We start from the raw sequence: 20,564 nt of genomic DNA, 5'->3' as shown, positions 1-20,564 counted from the left end.
CATTTACTACATGAATACAAACGAAGATATTCCTCAATTCCTTTCTGGAGGTGGCGAGATGGGTGCACTGATCCGGAGTATGGATTGGTCGAAGACGGCACTAGGACCAGTAGAAAATTGGCCGCAAAGTTTGCGTACTTCTGTCAGTCTCTGTCTTTCTTCCACTTTTCCAATACTGATTGCTTGGGGGCCAGAAACCATACAAATCTATAATGATAGCTATCGGCCGATCTGTGGTGCTAAGCACCCCGAATCGATGGGACAAAATTTTCGAATTTGTTGGGAAACCGCTTTAGAGGTAGTCGGTGACGCTTTTACACGGGGCGAGCAAGGCGAAGGAACCTATATCAACGATCAACGGATGTTCTTAGATCGTTACGGTTATCTGGAAGAGGCCTTTATGACGTTTTCGTTTGCGCCAATTCGTGATGAATCTGGTGGCGTAGGAGGAATTTTTCATCCGATTACTGAGACAACCGTTAAGATTCTTAGTGGTCGTCGTACCAAAGTTTTACGTGATTTGGGTGCAGCATTAGGCGAAGCCAAAAGCATACAAGATATCGCGGATGTGACGCGTAATCTACAACCTGATTGTGCATTGGACTTGCCCTATTTGATGCTTTATCAAGTAGATAGCCAGCAAGATTTGGTGAAATTAATCAGTTCATCTGGTTTGCCAAATGATAGTAAACTTACTCCCGAAATCTTAAATCTTCTAGACAATACGAATAGCTGGCCTCTACAAGAAGTGAGACATGGTGGATCGATGATTGAGGTCAAAAACTTGACCCGTATTTTTGGCGAGTATGAATGTCAGCCCTATCCCGAATGCCCTACATCTGCCGTTATACTACCAATCCGCATTAGCGGACAGGAAGAAGCGTCATGTTTTTTAGTAGCGGGCGTCAGCGCTCGCCGAGCATTGGATAGTGATTACTGGAATTTCTACGAACAGCTAAAAAACACGTATAATACGGCATTTTCTAATGTGTTTGCCTATGAGCAAGAATTAAAACGTGCCGAAGCATTAGCAGAGATAGATCGATCTAAGACCTTATTCTTTAGTAATGTAAGTCATGAGTTTCGTACTCCTCTTACCTTGATGTTGGGTCCGCTGGAAGATATTTTACAGGATGAGACATTACCTACTAACCTGCAAGCGCCGATAGAATCGACACATCGCAATGCACTACGTTTGCTCAAGTTGGTCAATAATCTATTGGATTATAGCCGGGTAGAAGCAGGTCGCACGCAAGCCGTCTATCAGAAGGTCGATCTAGGTGAGCTAACCGGCGATTTGGCTAGTAGTTTTCGATCGATTATCGAAAAAGCCGGTATGAAATTGATCGTTGACGCTGCTACGATTTCCGAAGAGGTATATGTTGATCGGCAAATGTGGGAGAAGATCGTTTTGAATTTACTGTCCAACGCCTTTAAATTTACCTGGGAAGGAAGCATTCAGATCTCTATCAGCGAGGCTGAAAACGATGCTTACCTGCGTGTTAAGGATACGGGTACGGGAATTCCAGCGAAGGAATTGCCGTACATGTTTGAGCGTTTTCATCGGGTGGAAAACGCATCTGGACGTACACACGAAGGATCTGGGATCGGCCTTTCTTTGGTACACGAACTGGTGTTGTTGCATGGTGGTGATATCAGCGTGGAAAGCCAAGAAGGTGTAGGATCAACGTTTATCGTTCGCATTCCTCTGGGCAAAGAGCATCTACCTGTGGGCTTAGTTTCTGAATCGGACATCGATGTCGATACATCCGCCTTGAAAGGCGCATTTATACAAGAAGCAGTCAGTTTGTTGGAGCAAGAAGATGATACGAATTTTCAGTCGCCGCCAGTTACTATTTTAGAAAATCCCGAAGATGAAACGCATATGATGAATATGCGCATTCTGGTGGTAGATGACAATGCCGATATGCGTGCCTATCTCAAACGCTTGCTCACACCTTATTTTCAAGTTGACGTAGCTACGAATGGTGCTACCGCTTGGAATAGCATACAGGCCAATCTGCCCGATCTGGTATTGAGCGATATCATGATGCCGGTGATGGATGGCAAAGAGCTGCTCCAACTCATCCGCAATCATACTCACACTGCGCGCTTGCCGATGATCTTTCTCTCGGCGCGAGCCGGAGCCGAAGCGCGCATTGATGGTCTAGAAGCAGGTGCTGATGATTATTTGGTAAAACCATTTGCGGCAGCAGAACTGCTTACCAAGGTGCGCGCGCAAATCAAGATTATGAGCGTACGCAATCAGGCGGAGCAACAATTGCGCGCGCTGATTACCAATGCGCCGGTGGCTATTGCGATCTATCAAGGATCAGATTATATCATTAATATGGCGAACGATTGCATGTTGCAGTATTGGGGTCGCGCTGCCCAAGATACGCTGGGCAAGCCATTGTTCGATGCTATTCCCGAATTAGTAACTCAGGGCATGCGAGAGATCAAAGATCACGTGTATCGCACGGGCGAACGTTTTATATCATCAGAATTCCCATTGAGCATCAAGCGCAATGATGTAGTAGAAACCACCTATCTAAATCTAACCATTGAGGCGATTCACTCCGACAATCGCATCACCGGTGTGATGGCTGTGGCAGCTGATGTAACGACTTTAATCAATGCCCGAAAAGCGTTGGAGAAGACCTCTGATACATTGCTATTGTCGATGGAAGCGGCCAATCTTGGTACTTGGCGAACTGATTGGGGTAGCAACAATCTATTCTTCTCCGATATCGCTTACCGATTGCATGGTATTCCTACCGGAATACCTTTATTATTCGACCAAACGATACCGATTATTGTGGCCGAATATCGCATGCCATTCTTGGAGGCGATCCAAAATGCGGTCGATAGCAAAGGACGCTTTAGTACAGAATACCAAATTCAGCCTGCGGATGGTTCTGCTAGAAAATGGTTGCACTCGACCGGTAAAGTGGAACTTGACGAAGACGGCGAAGTCGTGGGCATTATTGGAACTTTGTTGGACATCACCGAACCCAAGGCCGATAGCCAGCGGAAAGATGATTTTATCGCGATGGTGAGTCACGAACTGAAGACACCGTTGACGGCCATGAGCGGTTATGCGCAAATCCTGCAGCGCAAAGCACAAACAAATGCCGACGATTTCGCTGCCGATAAATTAGACAAGCTCTTCTCTCAACTAAAGAAGATGAATACCCTAATAAATGGATTTCTAAACGTTTCACGCTTAGATTCTGGTAAAATCCATTTAGAACCAAAGCCGTTTTGCCTGCGTACCTTAATTGCAGAAACCATTGATATGGCCAAGGATGTATCCGACAGTCATGAAATTAGTTATGAAGAATTGGATTCAGTCATGTTATCTGCAGATCGAGAGAAAATTAGCTCGGTGTTGTACAATTTGATTAGCAACGCGGTGAAGTATTCGCCTAGTGGAAAAAAGGTAGTGGTAAGTACACGCAAAGCAGATAGCATGATCATCGTGAGTATACGAGACTTTGGGATGGGTATCAAAACGGAAGATATTGATCATCTATTTGACCGCTATTATCGCGTAAAAAATAAAGGCATGGAAAATATTGCCGGCTTTGGGATCGGTCTTTATTTATCAGCCGAAATCGTACAGCGACATTATGGTCGTATCTGGGCAGAAAGTATTTGGGGCGAAGGATCTACTTTCCACTTTAGTTTGCCCATCAACTAGTAACTGCGTACAGCAGCTATCCTCGTTAATACCACATTAAACTACCCGATCTATTTCTGTGTCGGGTAGTCTGCCAATTCTTATATACCACAACTCTAAAGTATCCCATAGGTGTTTTCCGCAGTGTAAGCGACAGCATTAGATGCCTTCTATATCTATTTAAAAGCGATTTATGCTTCATCGTGAGTAAAATGCTCGCATCGGGGGGCATTATACGTTATAACGGCGAGCCATAATACCTGATTGCGCTTCTTCTACTCAAAATCTTTGTGTTTGGCATTGCGTTTGGAATAGTCTTACCGTAAAACAATATCATTCACACACCAAAAAATAAAGGCTATGAATACTATCGAAACAAAAGCAGCAAAATTAGGGTTGGAAAAAGGATATTACCTATTGTTAATGGCGATTCTACAAGAAGAAGCTGCTGAAGACATGGATTTAGCGGAAGCGAGCTAATTATCTTTTGATTATCATCAAACGTAGCGTCCGCAGCATGCCGACTATAAATGGCCATGTGCGTAAGCTCAACATAATGCGAAGGTCATTCTGAAAATTGGACTGACCATCTAAAAATTGAAAGACGTGCGAAGCACGCGCTTTCCGAAACAAATCAGCAAATAGCGCATGCCCAGGGTATTTTCCTTGGGCTAATACATGCAGTAAAATCGCATCATAAAACTGTTCTTTATGCTGCTGAGGGAAATTTAAATTTGGCCACGTTCCATTTTTAAACGATCGTAAAATTTGAGCTATTGTCCGCTTGACATTGGTGAAGGTGTAGCCGGTAGATCCGCGCGTATCCCCTCCTGCTGACCCTAGAAAAACCACACGGCCATCGCGTCGTTTAAAATGGTGATCCGTCATCGGAATGACGCCATACTCCTCTTCCAAAATTTCATATTCTGTTACTCCACAAACTTCCCGCAAGTATAAATCTAGCTTTTCCGCATATTCTTCCCTAGCGATCAACGTTTGGGAGAAGATTGTATACTCCACGAATATTTCATGCTGCGAAGCAGGTAAGGCGTAGATAAATGAAGTTCCATGTTCTTGGGTAGTGCGATAATCCATCATAATCGCTTCATCATTTTGCCAAAATACTTGCTCTGTACGGATTTTCCAGCCTGTAAAGTGCTGTAAGAAATACAGGCTCTTCGGCTTTAATACAGGCTTTTGATAGACTGTCTGAAAAACATAGTCTGCGACAAAACGCCCACGATCAGTATGGATTTCGCAATGTGTATCATCTTGTTCAACATGCTTTACTTTTGCTTCGATGATAGTAACATTGTTGTATTGACTAAGTTCTGCCAAAGCGTGCTGCCGGTAGGCTGCTGCATCAAAACTGTAGTATGCATATTCATCTAGTTGCAATGGTATTTTGCTTCCCTCGTTTGAGACAACAGCAAGCTTATTCCATTTTAAGTGTGGGAATTCGGGCACAAGATCTTCCGTACCCGACCAGAATGATATCCGCTTGTTTGAGGTATTTGCTAAGGAATCGCCGATCAGTAAAATAGATTTATCTTTCCAAAGTTGCTGCTTTAACCCTTCTAAAAGCAAGGTGACTCCAGAGATGCCAGCTCCTAAAACGGCAATGTGATAATTCTTAGCGGATTGCTGCATTTCCGTAAAACGTTGAGAAGGTTTAAAAGTTTGTGAGATTAACCATCAATAGGCGATCCGAATTGAGCTAGGAGGACTTCAAAAGATCATGGTAGATCTTAAGCAAGGCGGGAGATTTGATCTGCGCCCTGTTTTCCACGATATAGCCTCTATCTGCATCCATCTTGTCATAATAGTTTAAGAATTTCGGACAGTTGCTTTGTACAGAGTAGCGTAGCATGCGAATTTCAATATTATTTGGTGACGCTTTCACAGCGGCTTCGAGGTTATCTTTACCGCGTTGAAAAGTCTTCCATTTGCTGATCGGACTTTTGGTGTGATTGGCCCAGATGGTCTGTATTGCTCCCAGATAGGCTTGCTCTATGGCTGATAAATCTTTTTTATCCGACAAATTTTGGATTAGATTTTTGCACAATTCGCTATCTGCAACGACTTCAGGATATTTATTTCGGAGATCTTCTAAGGTATTGCTCCATAGCAACAAAGGGAAGAAAAGCAAGCATAACAAAGTCTGTCGCGTCATAGTAGATGGAAATGCAGCTTGTGCCGCTTATCAAACTTAGGTAATAGTTTCGAAATAGTGAAAGATAATGATATATTTGGCCTTTGGGTGCATTTACCCGATTTAATAACATAACCATACCACAATTGCTTTAGTCTATTATGTCTGTTTCTTCCCAAAAACATGGTTCGCTTTTCACGATTTATGATGTTCTATTTCTAATACTTGGTGTCTTATCGGCTAGTTTTGCGCTTAAAAGTTTTTTGGTTCCTAATCACTTTCTAGATGGTGGAGTCACCGGAATCTCGCTATTATTACACGAAGTGTACGGTTGGAATCTGGGCATCGTATTAGTGTTGCTAAACGTTCCATTTATCGTATTATCATTTGCCAAAGTAGGGCGAAATTTTGCGATACGTAGTAGCTTAACAATCATCTTGATTGCTTTGACCATGCATTTTGTTTCCTTTCCTGAGCTTACGCACGATCGACTTTTAGTGGCAATGTTCGGTGGTTTTTTTATGGGAATTGGCATCGGTCTTTCCATGCGTGGTGGCGGTACATTTGATGGTATGGAGGTGTTGGCCTTGCTAACCTTCAAACGAAGTAGCTTTACCATTACCGAAATTATTTTGGGTATGAATGTGATTATATTCATTATCGCTGCCGCATTTATCGGGATCGAAACGGCCTTGTACGCGATCTTGACTTATCTAATCGCGAGCCAGACCACAAAATATGTCATCGAAGGTATTGAAGCTTACACAGGTGTAACCATCGTATCATCGGATAGTGAGGCAGTGAAACGCGCGTTGGTGCTGTCCCTAAATCGCGGTATTACGGTTTATAAAGGTGAACGTGGCTTTATGAAAGAATCTTTTGAGCATAGCACAGATGTGGATATCATCTTCACCATTGTCACGCGCTTAGAAGTGCGCAAATTGCGCAATATTGTGCATGCTATCGATCCCAAAGCATTTATCTTCACGCAAACCGTGCGCGAACCTCAAGGTGGAATTGTGAAAGAAATCGTAAAGCACTAAGCTTTACGAAACGCTCCCATGACTTTTTTGCCGAGGAATACGGCAAATAGCGCTACTAAGCCCGCTATCAGACCGATCAGTACTTCGGTGAGTATGCTTGGTAGACTAGGCAGTATGCCGTGAAAGAAGTCTACATTGTGTACGAAGATGCCGCCAGAAACCAAGATTAAGGCTATGGTACCGATCACGCCTAGGGTTTTGATGACAATCGGCAAAGCCTTCACCAACACATTTCCCAGTTTCGCACGGAATCCTTGGTTATCCGACTTTTTGATTAAGTGATAGCCTGCATCGTCCATGCGCACGATGAGTGCCACGATGCCATAAACACCAATAGTGGCCAAGAGCGCAACAACAGAAACGGTGACAACTTGTATGGTGGTGCTACGATCCAATACCGTCCCCAGCGCGATAATCACAATTTCTACCGAAAGGATAAAATCGGTCGTAATGGCAGAGCGAACTTTTGCTTTTTCCATCGCGGCCGCATCGACATTCGCTTCCGCTACGACTTCGTGACCGGCTTTTTTGCGATGAAATAAGAATTCTACGATCTTCTCCACACCTTCATACGCTAAATAAAATCCGCCTAGAACCAAGATCACTTGAATAGCAACGGGAAAGAAAGCATTCAATAGTAATGCTACCGGAACGATAATCAGTTTGTTGATAAAAGAACCCTTGGTAATCGCCCACAATACCGGAATTTCGCGATTAGCCAAAAAGCCAGTGGCTTTCTCAGCATTGACCGCGAGATCATCACCCAGAATACCCGCTGTTTTGCGGGTTGCGATCTTACTCGTTACGGCGACATCGTCCATAAGAGCGCCGATATCGTCTAATATTGCAAAAAATCCTGAAGCCATAGGTAGCATGTATATTGGGACTAAATGTAGGTAATATCTCGCAAAAAAATCTATCTTGTCATCATGAAACCGACGATACAAATAGAATATTGTCCGAAATGCGGATGGATGCTTCGCGCCGCCTATATGGCGCAAGAATTACTGACGACCTTTGTGGATGATGTACACGGTGTAACGCTCATTCCAAGCGCCCTAAGCGGTAGATATCAGATCCGTATTGACGAGCGCGTGGTATATGATCGCAAACGCGAAGGTGGCTTTCCAGACATCAAAGCCCTCAAACAATTAATCCGTGATGAGGTCAACCCACAAAAATCATTGGGGCACTCTGACAAAAAAGACGATAAACAAGACTGATAAACACTTTATTGCGCAAACTTATCGATAATGTCTTTGGCTACTTGGGTAAAATAACCACCCGAATGAAATCCATTCCAAGACATGGTCGTCGTTTCATACAGATCGGTATCGTACCATTTGTCTGGGGTGATATACCCGACGTATCCGCCATTGAAGCTCGTAATCATCAAGTGTAGACCGCGCTCCTGCGCGTAACGATCTAACTCCGTCATGATCTCGCCCGAAAAATCGGCTGGCATACCCAGCATCAAAACGTCACCAATTTTCGTGATTTTAATGTAGGTGGGGTACGATCCAAAGAAAGTACGGAATACCCATGGACGTAAAGCATAACTCAAGCTAATCCGTGCAGATTGCTCTGGCATTGGTACTTCTATATAATCGCTCACGATCACGTCAGCTAATAATCGGTGACCATCTAGCTCGCTATCTTGCATGTTTGAATACAAACCATGCGCCATCCCCTTAGCCCAAGCGATATCAGAATCGCCTTCACTCAACGCGCCCATACTTCCAACAGCACCAGCCATAAATAAACCAAAGTGCCCCTTTTTACGCTCAATAGAATCAAGCAACATACCTGGATAATCGCGTGATAACTGCAGGAATTTTCTGTTGAGCACGGTAGGATGTGCGCCATAAGTCACTAATTCCGCTTGCGTGCTGTCAGCACGTTTAAATATCAAATTTCGAATCCATGGATCTATTAGGCCATCTTCTACCGGAAGGCGATTGCGAATATTATCCGTATCCTCAATCTCATCAAAATAAATCTGTGCAGATTCTAGGTATGCTGTAGACTGGATAATGGCGTCGCGGAATTGATTTGCTAGTCTTATCTCTGTGTCTTCATCATACGCTCCGGCGAACAGCCTGCCTGCAAGTTTTAGTCCCCAACCGCCTTGTCCGTGGTGGGTATGCGTGGCACTCAAATGCACATTAGATAATGAAATGCTTTCTCTCCTAAGCAATGATTCTAGCCTATTGGTAATATTGGGCGGAATAATCAACATATCGGCCGAGAGGAAATAAATCGTGGTACTTGGATTTTTTACCGCGATGACGCGTACATAAAGTGAATCGTGAACCGCTTCATAGTGCTTGCCCCATCGATTGCCATAGCCCGCCATGGGGGTTGATGTGGAAGGCGTGATATTGACTTTTGCCCAGCCTACTTGCGTCGCACCGTCTTGTGCCATAAATTCTTTTTGGCTAATAAACGTTTTCCATGTCTTAAAATGTGCGGTTTCGTTCATTGGCGTACGATCGATTCGCTCGATCAAGGCCAATAGAATTAAGAAAACCGAAAGCGCGGTAATCAGGAATATTTTTATCGCTTTTTTCATCATAAAAGGACGTATTTGTTTCTTCAATGTGTAATTTCGGACAGCGAATCACAATTAGCATGAAGAAAGGTATTAACAGGCATTTTAGGGTTTATCGCTACGTATTTTACAAAGAAACCCTGGTTGATTTTAAGGAACAATTCTGGTCATTTCTCGGCGCATTTATCGGTATCGGAATCATCGCTTTGCTGCAATCTTTCCAATTGCCACACCTCGAAAGCATATTTCTGATTGGCTCTTTTGGCGCATCCAGCGTGTTGATCTATGGCGCTATTCAAAGTCCGTTGGCGCAACCTCGCAATCTCGTTGGCGGACACGTCGTATCTGCCTTAGTAGGCGTTACCGTGGGTAAATTATTTCCAGACATCATCTGGATTACCGCACCCTTAGCGGTTGCTTTTGCGATTGTCGCTATGCAATTCACACGTACTCTACATCCGCCGGGTGGAGCGACTGCGTTGATTGCGGTAGCGAGCGGCACGAAAATATCCAGCATGGGTTATCTGTACGTACTTAGCCCGGTGTTATCAGGCGCTGTGATTCTTTTGGTAGTGGCGCTAATCTTTAACAATATCACTACCAAACGACATTATCCCGTAAAACGATCTCGACTGAGACGATCACGTCGCCGACAAATCAAAAAACGCTTTCAATCCTGAAGATTGAAAGCGTTTTTTGTGATTAGTTGCTGCTAAAGTAAGCACGTACATTTTTACCTTCCATCCAGTTCATAAAGGCGCGATTCACGACTTTATTTCCGCCAGGTGTTGGATAATCTCCCGAGAAATACCAATCTCCTAAGTGGTTTGGACAGGCAATATGCAAGTTGTCTAGCGTTTGGAAAAGCACTTCCACTTCCGCGTTTAAGTGGTGTGGTTTGATGATGCGAGCAATTTCGTCTGATATTTCCTGCGCTTCAAAAGGCTCATAGATCGCTTTTACGTAATTATCTACTTCATCTTTTGGTTTATTTAATGAAGCCAAACATTTCTGGTATACATCTTCAATGATGTGTGCCAATCCACGTTGTTTCAATAGAGAAATAGCGGCTTCGAAAGCGACAAATTCGCCCATTCTCGACATATCTATACCATAACAATCCGGGTAACGGATCTGTGGTGCCGAAGATACGATCACGATTTTCTTTGGATTTAGGCGATCCAAGATTGTTAGAATACTTTGCTTTAATGTGGTACCGCGTACGATAGAATCATCGATAGCAACGATGGTATCTTCGTGATCACGTACTATACCATACGTGGTGTCGTATACGTGCTGTACCATATCTTGGCGGTCGGCATCTTGCGTAATGAAAGTCCGCAATTTTGCATCCTTCACATTCAGTTTTTCAAAGCGAGGATGAATGCTCAACATATCGTCCAATTCCTTATCCGATATTTTATCAGCACGTTGCAATAGTACTTCTTTCTGATGTCTACGTACGTATTCTTGCACACCTTCCATCATCCCATAGTAGGATACTTCTGCCGTATTAGGAATAAAACTAAATACGGTATTCTTGATATCGTGCTGTACTGCATTGAGTACTTGCGGACAAAGCAATTTACCTAAAGCTTTACGCTCTTTATAGATGTCGGCATCCGAACCGCGGGAGAAATAGATGCGTTCGAAAGAACAAGACTTCTGAATGGCTGGTTCGCGAAACATTTCTTGTGTGATCGTGCCATCTTTTTTGGCAATCAAGGCATATCCCGGTTTGATTTCTTGCACACTTCCCAATGGAATATTGAACGCTGTCTGAATGACTGGACGCTCCGAAGCCACTACTAGCACTTCTTCATCCTGATAATAAAATGCGGGACGAATTCCTGCCGGATCGCGCATCACAAAAGCATCTCCATGACCGAAAATACCAGCAATGGTATAGCCACCATCCCACGTCTTGGCTGAGCGGGTCAAAATTTTGGAAACATCCAAGTTTTTACCAATCTGTCCACTTATTTCGATATTCGAAAAACCGTCGCGCTTGGCCTGATCGAATAATTCTTGATTTTCTTCATCTAAGAAATGACCAATTTTTTCTAAAACAGTTACCGTATCGGCCTGCTCTTTCGGGTGCTGACCCAGATCGTAAAGCTGTTGGAGTAGCTCATCTACGTTGGTCATGTTGAAGTTACCGGCTAACACCAAGTTTCTGGTCATCCAGTTGTTCTGCCGAAGAAAAGGATGACAGCTCTCGATACTATTTTTGCCGTGTGTCCCGTAGCGAAGGTGTCCCAACAATACTTCTCCTGTAAAACTGACATTGTCTTTCAGCCATTGTGGGTCTTTGGATTGCTCGGGGTAAGCTTTGTTTACTGCGGCAAATTTCTTTTGCACATATTCAAAAATATCTGCTACTGCGGTAGATCCCATCGCTCTGTATCGTGAGATGTAACGGTTACCCGGTTTTACATCAAACTTAATCGTCGCTATTCCTGCTCCATCCTGACCTCTATTATGCTGTTTCTCCATCAAAAGATAGAGTTTGTTGATGCCATAATAGGGCGTTCCATACTTTTCTTGGTAGTAAGAGAGGGGTTTTAATAAGCGGATCATGGCAATTCCGCACTCGTGTTTTATTGCGTCACTCATAGTTCCTTTTAGAAGTGACAAAGGTACAGAATTATTGTACATAATCCTGCAAACAAAATGCGTAAAACGACCGGAATAAAGTTGGAACTAGAGGATACTAATCTTGTGATTACTCCTATTGGCAAGTCTATCTTTTCGTTGGCTGAGATCTGGTTTGTCCATTCGCTGCCATGTCATGTAGCTATTAACCATTTTTCCGTTGGATAAAATGGGTCTGGTAGACTTTAAATACAAAATATCAGCTTCGAAAGTGACATCGCGCTCCACGGTTTTCCCAATCAGTGCTGGTGTGACGGAAGTAATGACATCGTGAATCACGGTGGCTTGCCGATTGTCTATGTGATAGGATCCGCTAAAAAACAGAAAATTGCGATAGTTGATGTCGGAGTATTTGACACTATCTTCTAATAAAGATTCATCTTTATCGTCAGTCCCTGCTATTTGCACAGACATATACCCATCCGCAGAATAAATTAGTATGCCGTTTGGGTTATTTCCAAGCGGGAAAAATGAATCGGCACCACTGGTTGATATCTCAATATAAGATAGCAACTTCCATGCGCCTGTCAATTCATTTTTTATTGATGTCATAGTTTGATGGCTTTATTAAGTGGTCTATACACTAAGATAACGGAATTTTGTATGAATTAGTTTACCGGTATACTGAAAATACTTTATATGACTTCCACATGATGTGCTAGACCAAGCCGGAAGATGCAATTACATTGCCAATAAAATATAAGTTGACCAATTGTAGCATATATAATTTGTAAAGCGTTCACTTAGACGTAGAAAAAAATAAGAAATAAGCATTTAAGTACACCTTGACATGAAAAACACGGTAAAATTACTATTTATACTATCCGTTATTGTACTCTTCAACAGCTGTATGAAAGACGACAATGTGCGACAACCTTTTGCGGTCATGACGATCATTAACGCCTACGCCGAAGAGCCTCGCCTGACTTTTGCATTGGATCGTAACAATTTTCATACAGGCGATTATTCAACAGCTAGGAGCTATGATATCGCTATTGGAAATCGACAATTTTCATTTCGTGGTGCAGCAGCGCAGAATTTGGTCGACACGACTTTTAAAATCGAACCCTATACCTATTATTCTAGCTTTGCCTTTGGTACGGCAGCTGCGCCTAAAGTAATTCTTACGAAAGATTCCGTCCTTCAAGATCTTGGTGCCGCTGCGGCTGTACGTTTACTTCATCTGGCTAATAATGTGGGTAGTGTACAAGTCTATCAAGGCGATGAAGCTATCGAAGATATTGCACCACGTGGTCAAGAAACAGCAACTTCTGTCGCTGAAAGCCAAATCTTTGTACCCCTTAAAGCAGGAAGCTATACCTATTCTGTACGTGACCAGTCTGGGAATGTTCTAGCTACTTCGCAAAATATTGATTTGAGAGCAGGCTTTCATAGAACATTGATCTTATTAGGTACGCAGGGAAATACAGCGAATCCATTGCGATTGGTTTCTAATTAATCTTGACCAAGTCGTAAAGCGATGCTATTACTTAGTGCGACGTAGTAGCGTCGCTTTCTTCTGCCTGCTTATGGTAGCGCTGCGCGATGATGGTGACCACCAGAATCTGAAAAGCATGGAAAATCATCAGCGGCAGGAAATACAAGCCCGCAGAAGTGCTGTTGACAAACAAAAATTTTCCGAATACACTGCCATGGGTTAAGGATTTTTTGGAACCACAAAACAGTGCGGTAATGTGATCTGCCCGATTGAACTTCAGCACTTTCTTGTTAATTAGATCTACAATAAACCAGATCGCAAAGAATAAACACACCGTTCCTCCAAAGACAGCAAGGAGATAAGTGCTATCAATGGTGTCAAAAATACCACTAACAAAAGATTCCGCGAAGCTGCTATAGACAATAAGTAAGATCACTGCCTTGTCGAAATTAGACAGCGTTTTGTTGTATTTGGCAGCCCAAGCGCCAAGGAAACGTTGTAGAAATAAACCGAGTACAACAGGGAGGATAATTTCTTTGAATAAACCTAAATAAACATCTCCAAGTACTTCGACTTCTCCAAAATCCAGAAAAAATTGCATCCACAGCGGGGTCACGATCACGCCGATAAGTCCAGAAATGCTGGCGTTGAAGATTGCGGCTGGGATATTGCCTTTGGCAATGGATACCATCACGACCGAAGACGAAACAGTAGATGGTAGTGCCGCTAAGAAAAAGAAGGAAAGCCAAAACTGCTCTTGCAAGGCCGTTTGTACCAGCGGGCGAAAAGCCAATACCAACAAAGGGAATAGCAAAAACGTGTAGCTCTGTACAGCTACATGTAAACGCCAGTTAGACAAGCCATCTTTGATCTTCTGGAAGCTCAGCTTCAATCCGTAAAAGAAGAATATTAGAGCTACACCTACCGAGGTGGCCGTTTCTACCAATTGTCCTTCTTGTATCAGCACCAAATCAGGGAATACATAAGCAATCAGAATCGATAGAAATAGAAATAATATAAAGGGATCGAATTTTAATTTCATGTTGTTTTTGCGTTGGAGGGCAAATATAGTAATTATGACAAATTTGTAAGGAAGTCGGCCTTATACTGCAAACTATGTAATATATTTGTAATACCATGAGTACAACTTCATTTCTATCAGACAGGATAAATAATTTATCTGAGTCAGCAACCTTAAAAATGACCAAATTAGGTCGTGAATTAGCATCACAAGGAATCAATGTGATCAGTCTTAGCGTGGGTGAACCGGACTTCAATACGCCGGAGCACGTGAAGGAAGCCGCAAAGAAGGCATTGGATGAAAACTATACCCGTTATTCGCCCGTACCGGGCTATCCGGATCTTCGCCAAGCTATTGTAGAGAAGCTGAAGAAGGAAAATAATTTGGACTATGATATTTCGCAGATTGTGGTTTCTACCGGTGCGAAGCAATCATTGTCTAATGTAATCCTCACCTTGATTAATCCGGGTGATGAGGTGATCATCCCTACTCCATATTGGGTTTCTTATTCCGAAATGGTGACTTTGGCTGAAGGTAAATCCGTATTTATCAATACAGAGATTGAGTCTGATTTTAAGATTACGCCAGCGCAGTTGGAAGCAGCCATCACACCAAACACCAAGTTGTTTATGTTCTCCTCCCCTTGTAACCCGACAGGTTCGGTGTACAGTCAGGACGAGTTAGCTGCTTTGGCAAAAGTGTTTGAACAACATCCAAACATCTTCATTATCTCGGATGAGATTTATGAGCACATCAACTTTGGAACTGCGCATGCTTCTATCGCGCAATTCGATGCGATCAAAGATCGTGTGATTATCGTGAATGGGTTCTCGAAAGCATTTGCGATGACGGGATGGCGTTTGGGATATATTGCCGCTAGCAAGGAAATTGCGGCAGCAAATGATAAACTACAAGGACAAACTACTTCGGGAACATGCTCAATCGCACAACGCGCGGGTATTGTGGCTTACGAACAAGGCTTGGATAGCGTGAACGAGATGAAAGAAGCTTTTGCACGTCGTCGTCAGTTGGTATACGATCTATTGCAAGATATTCCGGGTGTGAAAACTAACCTGCCAGAAGGCGCTTTTTACTTCTTCCCAGAGATCAGTTCGTTCTTCGGAAAGAAAGATGCAAATGGAAATGTGATTAAGGATTCAGCTGATTTGGCTTTGTACTTATTAAACGTTGGTCATGTCGCGACTGTGGGTGGTGATTCTTTTGGTAATAACAATTACATCCGTTTGTCTTACGCGGCTTCGGATGATAGTCTACGTGAAGCATTGCGTCGTATCAAAGAAGCGCTTGGCAAATTAGTGGATTAATTCATACTGAACTGCGCTTTGCGCAGCTTTTCAGCATGCCATAAGCGGTGACGGCGGGTTCAAGTGAACCCGCCGTCTCGATATTACCTAATTTAAGACAACATAAGGTAGTATTTGTCAATAGGTTATCGCCATCCACCTCCCAGTGCTTTATAGAGCAATATTTGATTGATTGCTCGTTCTTTCATCACGCTTACGGCATTTATCTGCGCATCTACGGCTTCCTTTTGTGCCGTGAAAATATCTAGATACGTTACGCGACCGGCGAAAAATAATTCGTTCGCCGCATCAATAGATGCATTCAAGGCTTCTACATTATCAATCACATGCACCGCACGATCTTCGATCGCTTCTTGGGTCTGCACGATATTAGATACTTCGTTGAAGGCATTTAATACCCTTTTCTCATACTCCAAAAATGCCACGCCATAATTGGCTTGCATCATGGCATATTGCGTTTGCAGGTTACGTTGATTGAAGATCGGCATCGTGATGCTCCCCAAAATGCCATACGTCACCGAGCGATTCACATTAAATAACTGATCTAAATGAAAACTTTGTAGGCCTAGATATGGGCTTACCGCTACCGAAGGCAAAAAGTTGAGTCGAGCTGCTTCTTGCTCATTGGCCGAAGACAACATGCTAAAGTAGGCCGAACGTATATCTGGTCGATTGTTCACTAACTGATCTGGCGTACCTACTTGCAGCGTGTCAAATAGCGGCCAAGTCGATTTGTCTTGCGTTGCTCGTGCAATAGGCTGATAAAAACGTCCGATTAACGAATTGATGTGATGCTCATGCATCACGATCTCTTGTTTCACCAAAGCACGACTTGCTTTAGTGTTAGCCAACAATGCCTTGAACTGCTGCACGCCTAGCTCAGTGGCTTTACCGGCGTCTTTCTGTATTTGCATCAATTCCAATACATCCTCATGCAATTGGATATTTTCATCGTATACTGCGACCTTACGATCCAGCGCCATCAATTCATAGTAAGTTTCCGCAATGTTAGACACTAATTCGGTTTCCAAGAGACGACGCGCTTCATTTTCTGCCAAGATTGTTTGAAAGGCCGCTTCTCGCCTATTACGCAATTTGCCCCAAAGGTCCAATTCCCAAGAAGAACGCAGACCAACAAAATAATCGGGTATAGCGGGCTCCGGAATCTTCTCCTTATCGGTCAAGTTTTCCGAAAAATTGGAATCGTAATTACCAATTCCCTCTTCGGTATAATGTCCGTATTTGACCAAACCCGCCTCTGCTGCCGCTTCCAATTGTGGCAACAACGCTGCTTTACGCTGCTTGAAATACGCCTGCGCGGACTCGATACGGCGAAGTGCTTGCTGTAAATCCCGATTCTGCACGAGTGCCGTATCAATCAGAGAAACCAGAAGTTCATCTTTGAAAACCTCGCGCCACGGTAAGCGTGCCAGATTTTCGGCCGAGTCGGCCGCAGCCTCATTAAATGAGGTTGGTGTAGCCATTTCTTCTGGCTTCGCCATTTTCTTAGGGACGGTACAAGACGAGATAAACAGACCACAGAAAATCACTATTCCAATAATCTTGGTACCAGCAGCGCCACGTTTCTCTTTTGGTTTTTTGGAGAATAAAACCACTAAACCAGGAATGATGATGACACCAAGTAATGTACCGACCACCATACCACCGACAGAGGCAGTACCGATACTTCGGTTACCCAATGCACCTGCGCCTGAAGCCAACATCAAAGGAATTAAACCTGCAACGAATGCAAAGGAAGTCATCAAGATCGGGCGCAAACGCGCAACCGCACCTTCAATCGCGCCATCTAGAATAGTCGCACCTTGTTTTTGCTTCAAGATGGCGTATTCTACAATTAGAATCGCATTCTTACCCAATAAACCAATCAGCATGACGAGTGCAACCTGCGCATAGATATTGTTTTCTAGGCCGAATAACTTCAAGAATATAAAAGCCCCAAAAATACCCGCTGGCAAACAAAGAATAACTGGTAGTGGCAACAAGAAGCTCTCGTACTGAGCACATAATAACAGGTATACAAACACCAAACACAATGCGAACACGTACAATGCCTGATTACCCGATATTTTTTGTTCTCTGGTCATCCCCGACCATTCGATACTAAAGCCTTGTGGCAATGATTCAGCCACCTTTTCAACCGCTTCAATGGCTTGTCCGGAACTAAATCCAGCTGCTGCCTGTCCAGTGATCATCGCCGAATTAAACATGTTGTATCGGGTAATCTGCTCCGGACCATACACTCGTTTCATTCTGATAAAGGCAGAATAGGGAACCATGCTATTATCCTTGGTCTTTACGTGCATCTGCAATACATCTTCCGGACGGCTGCGTGATTGCGCGGTGGACTGCACCATCACCTTATACATCTGTCCGTAACGAATGAAGTTGGTTGCGTAAAAACTTCCCATGAGCGTTTGCAAGGTATTCATCGCATTTTCTACGGAGATACCCATTTTAGCGGCCAAATCGTAATCAATCTCCAACAAGTATTGTGGGAAATTGACATTATACGTCGATGTAGCGGATTCAATAGCTGGATCTGCGTCCAGTTCCTCCAAAAATGTGTTTAGTACGTCTGCCGTTCCTTGCAAATCATCATTGCCAGATTTATCCAACAAACGTAACTCGAAACCCGATGAATTACCAAATCCAGGAACTGTAGGTGGTGGGAAAAACTCAATTACCCCATCACTAATGTGTGCGGTCTTTTCTTGCAAGATTCGGATCACATCATTGACCGATTCTTCTCGATCATCCCACGCTTTCAGGTTAATCATTCCCATACCATAAGACGAACCCGAAACTTCGGTTACAATACTATAACCCGCCAAGGTGGATACCGTTTCGACCATATCCAAGTCACGCGCAATTTCATCCACCTCGTCCAGCACACGCTCTGTACGATCGACGGTGGCGCCCGCAGGTGTGGTGACAGCTACATAAATCATTCCTTGATCTTCCGTAGGAATAAAACCAGAAGGCAAAATAGCACTACTGCCCCAAGTGGCGATAAAGAAAATCACTAGCAAGCCTAAAGTAATCGCACGGCGACCGCTGGTTCTGATCAAGAGATTTTTGTATCGGCCCGATATGCGATCATACACTTTGTTGAAACCTCTGAAAAAACGATCCAACCAATTGTTCGTCTCTTTCTTATCGTGTGGTGAGCGCAGCATAATAGCACATAATGCCGGCGTCAAGGTCAAAGCATTGATACCTGAAATGACAATCGCCGCTGCTAAGGTTAATGAAAACTGACGATAGAAAATACCTACAGGGCCATCCAAAAAAGCGACCGGAACAAATACGGCGGACATGACTAAAGTAATAGCAATTACGGCAGATCCTACCTCTTTCATCGCCGATAAGGTCGCTTCAAAAGGTTGCATATGTTCTTCTTCCATCTTGGCGTACACCGCTTCGACCACCACGATACCATTATCCACCACAATACCAATGGCCAAAACCAAGGCGAATAAAGTAAGTAAGTTGATCGAGAAGCCCATCATCTGCATAAAGAAGATCGCTCCGATCAAACAAACCGGTACGGCTAGAATCGGAATCAACGTAGCTCGGAAATTCTGCAAGAAAATAAATACAACTAAGAACACGAGTAAAAAGGCTTCCACCAATGTTTTCAATACACTGGAGATCGAAGCATCTAAGAATCGTGATACGTCGTAACCCATCGTATAGGTCATTCCCGACGGGAATGAGGTTTCTTTTAGCTCAGCCATTTTATCCTTTACGCGTTGGATCACGTCTTGCGCATTGGATCCGGGTAACTGCTTCAACATGATAGAAGCCGAAGGCCGGCCATCGGTTTTAGACATCATTTCGTAATCCAAAGAGCCAAACTCTACGTTGGCTACATCACGGATTCGGATAATGGTACCATCTGCGTTCGCGCGAATCGGAATGTTTTCGTACTCGGATATTTCCGAAAACTTACCGGGATATTTCAGCACATATTGCTGCATATTGACCATCTTATCCGAACTAATCCCTGTCTGTCCGGGAGCGGCTTCGATATTTTGTCTTCGCAAAGCTTCAATGACTTCATCGGTGGAGATCGCGTAGGCTGTCAATCGAGAAGGTTTCACCCAAATACGCATCGCATAATCGCGCATACCCATGATCTGAGCAAAGCCGACCCCTTCGATACGTTTCAGCTCTTTAAGAATGTTGATATCGGTAAAGTTGTAGATAAAGCGTTCGTCCGCTGTTTCGTCGTCGGTGAATATATTGAGATACATCAACATACTGTTGACTTCTTTCTCCGTGGTTACACCCGCCTTGATAACTTCTTCGGGCAATTCGTCTAAGACGGTCGTCACCCTATTCTGCACGTTTACAGCCGCGATATCAGGATCAACACCAACTTTAAAAAACACTTGAATTAGCGTTGTTCCATTATTTGTGGTGACGGAGTTCATGTACGTCATCCCGGCCACACCGTTGATCGCGCGCTCTAGCGGAATCGCGACGGCATTGGTACTTACTTCGGCATTGGCACCTGTATAGTTGGCGGCTACTACGACAGATGGTGGTACGATATCCGGAAATTGTGTGATCGGAATCGTAAAAAGGGCTAATAAGCCCAAAAGGGTAATAAATATGGATATAACCAGCGATAGCACTGGTTTTCTTATGAAATTTTCAAACATGTTTAGATC

General features: G+C 43.6%; 14 protein-coding genes. 6 read left to right on the top strand and 8 right to left on the bottom strand.

The window, feature by feature from the left end:
- Nucleotides 1-10: 10 nt before the first annotated feature.
- Nucleotides 11-3,703 (top strand): ATP-binding protein, encoded by a 3,693-nt coding sequence (locus tag GKO22_RS08170; protein WP_166334030.1) that lies wholly within the window; start codon nt 11-13, stop codon nt 3,701-3,703.
- A gap of 459 nt (nt 3,704-4,162) precedes the next feature.
- On the opposite strand, the gene GKO22_RS08165 is transcribed toward GKO22_RS08170, so the two are convergent.
- Nucleotides 4,163-5,332 (bottom strand): lycopene cyclase family protein, encoded by a 1,170-nt coding sequence (locus tag GKO22_RS08165; RefSeq protein WP_166334028.1) that lies wholly within the window; start codon nt 5,330-5,332, stop codon nt 4,163-4,165.
- A gap of 67 nt (nt 5,333-5,399) precedes the next feature.
- Nucleotides 5,400-5,855, bottom strand: a complete 456-nt coding sequence (locus GKO22_RS08160) for a hypothetical protein (RefSeq protein WP_166334026.1) — start codon at nt 5,853-5,855, stop codon at nt 5,400-5,402.
- A gap of 140 nt (nt 5,856-5,995) precedes the next feature.
- Between GKO22_RS08160 and GKO22_RS08155 the strand changes: the two genes are divergently transcribed.
- Nucleotides 5,996-6,877, top strand: coding sequence for a YitT family protein (locus GKO22_RS08155; protein ID WP_166334024.1), 882 nt, complete (start codon nt 5,996-5,998; stop codon nt 6,875-6,877).
- On the opposite strand, the gene GKO22_RS08150 is transcribed toward GKO22_RS08155, so the two are convergent.
- Entirely contained in the window at nt 6,874-7,743 is an 870-nt protein-coding gene (locus tag GKO22_RS08150; protein ID WP_166334022.1) for a DUF808 domain-containing protein, read from the bottom strand. The genes GKO22_RS08155 and GKO22_RS08150 overlap by 4 nt on opposite strands.
- Nucleotides 7,744-7,806: 63 nt before the next feature.
- On the opposite strand from GKO22_RS08150, the gene GKO22_RS08145 reads away from it, so the two are divergent.
- Nucleotides 7,807-8,100, top strand: coding sequence for a SelT/SelW/SelH family protein (locus GKO22_RS08145; RefSeq protein WP_166334021.1), 294 nt, complete (start codon nt 7,807-7,809; stop codon nt 8,098-8,100).
- 8 nt (nt 8,101-8,108) lie between these two features.
- On the opposite strand, the gene GKO22_RS08140 is transcribed toward GKO22_RS08145, so the two are convergent.
- Nucleotides 8,109-9,452, bottom strand: a complete 1,344-nt coding sequence (locus tag GKO22_RS08140) for a neutral/alkaline non-lysosomal ceramidase N-terminal domain-containing protein (RefSeq protein ID WP_166334019.1) — start codon at nt 9,450-9,452, stop codon at nt 8,109-8,111.
- A gap of 56 nt (nt 9,453-9,508) precedes the next feature.
- Between GKO22_RS08140 and GKO22_RS08135 the strand changes: the two genes are divergently transcribed.
- The gene (locus tag GKO22_RS08135) at nt 9,509-10,108 is read left to right on the top strand and encodes an HPP family protein (RefSeq protein ID WP_166334017.1); all 600 of its coding nucleotides are present in this window, start codon (nt 9,509-9,511) and stop codon (nt 10,106-10,108) included.
- Nucleotides 10,109-10,130: 22 nt separating this feature from the next.
- Here GKO22_RS08135 and GKO22_RS08130 read toward each other — a convergent pair whose 3' ends face one another.
- Complete coding sequence (locus GKO22_RS08130; RefSeq protein ID WP_166334015.1) at nt 10,131-12,044, bottom strand: amidophosphoribosyltransferase; 1,914 nt, start codon at nt 12,042-12,044, stop codon at nt 10,131-10,133.
- 87 nt (nt 12,045-12,131) lie between these two features.
- On the bottom strand, nt 12,132-12,635 hold the full coding sequence (locus GKO22_RS08125; RefSeq protein ID WP_166334013.1) for a lipocalin-like domain-containing protein: 504 nt from the start codon (nt 12,633-12,635) through the stop codon (nt 12,132-12,134).
- 238 nt (nt 12,636-12,873) lie between these two features.
- Between GKO22_RS08125 and GKO22_RS08120 the strand changes: the two genes are divergently transcribed.
- Complete coding sequence (locus GKO22_RS08120) at nt 12,874-13,542, top strand: DUF4397 domain-containing protein (RefSeq protein ID WP_166334011.1); 669 nt, start codon at nt 12,874-12,876, stop codon at nt 13,540-13,542.
- Between the two features lie 31 nt (nt 13,543-13,573).
- On the opposite strand, the gene GKO22_RS08115 is transcribed toward GKO22_RS08120, so the two are convergent.
- A complete protein-coding gene (locus tag GKO22_RS08115) occupies nt 13,574-14,563 on the bottom strand; it encodes a bile acid:sodium symporter family protein (protein ID WP_166334009.1) in 990 nt (329 codons plus the stop codon).
- A gap of 95 nt (nt 14,564-14,658) precedes the next feature.
- Between GKO22_RS08115 and GKO22_RS08110 the strand changes: the two genes are divergently transcribed.
- Entirely contained in the window at nt 14,659-15,867 is a 1,209-nt protein-coding gene (locus GKO22_RS08110; RefSeq protein ID WP_240920216.1) for a pyridoxal phosphate-dependent aminotransferase, read from the top strand.
- A gap of 125 nt (nt 15,868-15,992) precedes the next feature.
- Here GKO22_RS08110 and GKO22_RS08105 read toward each other — a convergent pair whose 3' ends face one another.
- Nucleotides 15,993-20,555, bottom strand: a complete 4,563-nt coding sequence (locus GKO22_RS08105) for an efflux RND transporter permease subunit (protein ID WP_166334007.1) — start codon at nt 20,553-20,555, stop codon at nt 15,993-15,995.
- Nucleotides 20,556-20,564: the final 9 nt, after the last annotated feature.

Origin of the sequence: Sphingobacterium chungjuense (assembly GCF_011316935.1) — a bacterium.
Lineage (GTDB): Bacteria > Bacteroidota > Bacteroidia > Sphingobacteriales > Sphingobacteriaceae > Sphingobacterium > Sphingobacterium chungjuense.
This window is presented reverse-complemented; position numbering and strand designations above follow the sequence as displayed.

What these genes read in the sequence shown, in the direction of transcription:
- GKO22_RS08170 (WP_166334030.1), top strand. Translation starts at nt 11, where the DNA reads ATGAATACAAACGAAGATATTCCTCAATTCCTTTCTGGAGGTGGCGAG.
- GKO22_RS08105 (WP_166334007.1), bottom strand. Translation starts at nt 20,555, where the DNA reads ATGTTTGAAAATTTCATAAGAAAACCAGTGCTATCGCTGGTTATATCC.
- GKO22_RS08165 (WP_166334028.1), bottom strand. Translation starts at nt 5,332, where the DNA reads ATGCAGCAATCCGCTAAGAATTATCACATTGCCGTTTTAGGAGCTGGC.
- GKO22_RS08110 (WP_240920216.1), top strand. Translation starts at nt 14,659, where the DNA reads ATGAGTACAACTTCATTTCTATCAGACAGGATAAATAATTTATCTGAG.
- GKO22_RS08125 (WP_166334013.1), bottom strand. Translation starts at nt 12,635, where the DNA reads ATGACATCAATAAAAAATGAATTGACAGGCGCATGGAAGTTGCTATCT.
- GKO22_RS08145 (WP_166334021.1), top strand. Translation starts at nt 7,807, where the DNA reads ATGAAACCGACGATACAAATAGAATATTGTCCGAAATGCGGATGGATG.
- GKO22_RS08130 (WP_166334015.1), bottom strand. Translation starts at nt 12,044, where the DNA reads ATGAGTGACGCAATAAAACACGAGTGCGGAATTGCCATGATCCGCTTA.
- GKO22_RS08115 (WP_166334009.1), bottom strand. Translation starts at nt 14,563, where the DNA reads ATGAAATTAAAATTCGATCCCTTTATATTATTTCTATTTCTATCGATT.
- GKO22_RS08120 (WP_166334011.1), top strand. Translation starts at nt 12,874, where the DNA reads ATGAAAAACACGGTAAAATTACTATTTATACTATCCGTTATTGTACTC.
- GKO22_RS08135 (WP_166334017.1), top strand. Translation starts at nt 9,509, where the DNA reads ATGAAGAAAGGTATTAACAGGCATTTTAGGGTTTATCGCTACGTATTT.
- GKO22_RS08150 (WP_166334022.1), bottom strand. Translation starts at nt 7,743, where the DNA reads ATGGCTTCAGGATTTTTTGCAATATTAGACGATATCGGCGCTCTTATG.
- GKO22_RS08155 (WP_166334024.1), top strand. Translation starts at nt 5,996, where the DNA reads ATGTCTGTTTCTTCCCAAAAACATGGTTCGCTTTTCACGATTTATGAT.
- GKO22_RS08160 (WP_166334026.1), bottom strand. Translation starts at nt 5,855, where the DNA reads ATGACGCGACAGACTTTGTTATGCTTGCTTTTCTTCCCTTTGTTGCTA.
- GKO22_RS08140 (WP_166334019.1), bottom strand. Translation starts at nt 9,452, where the DNA reads ATGATGAAAAAAGCGATAAAAATATTCCTGATTACCGCGCTTTCGGTT.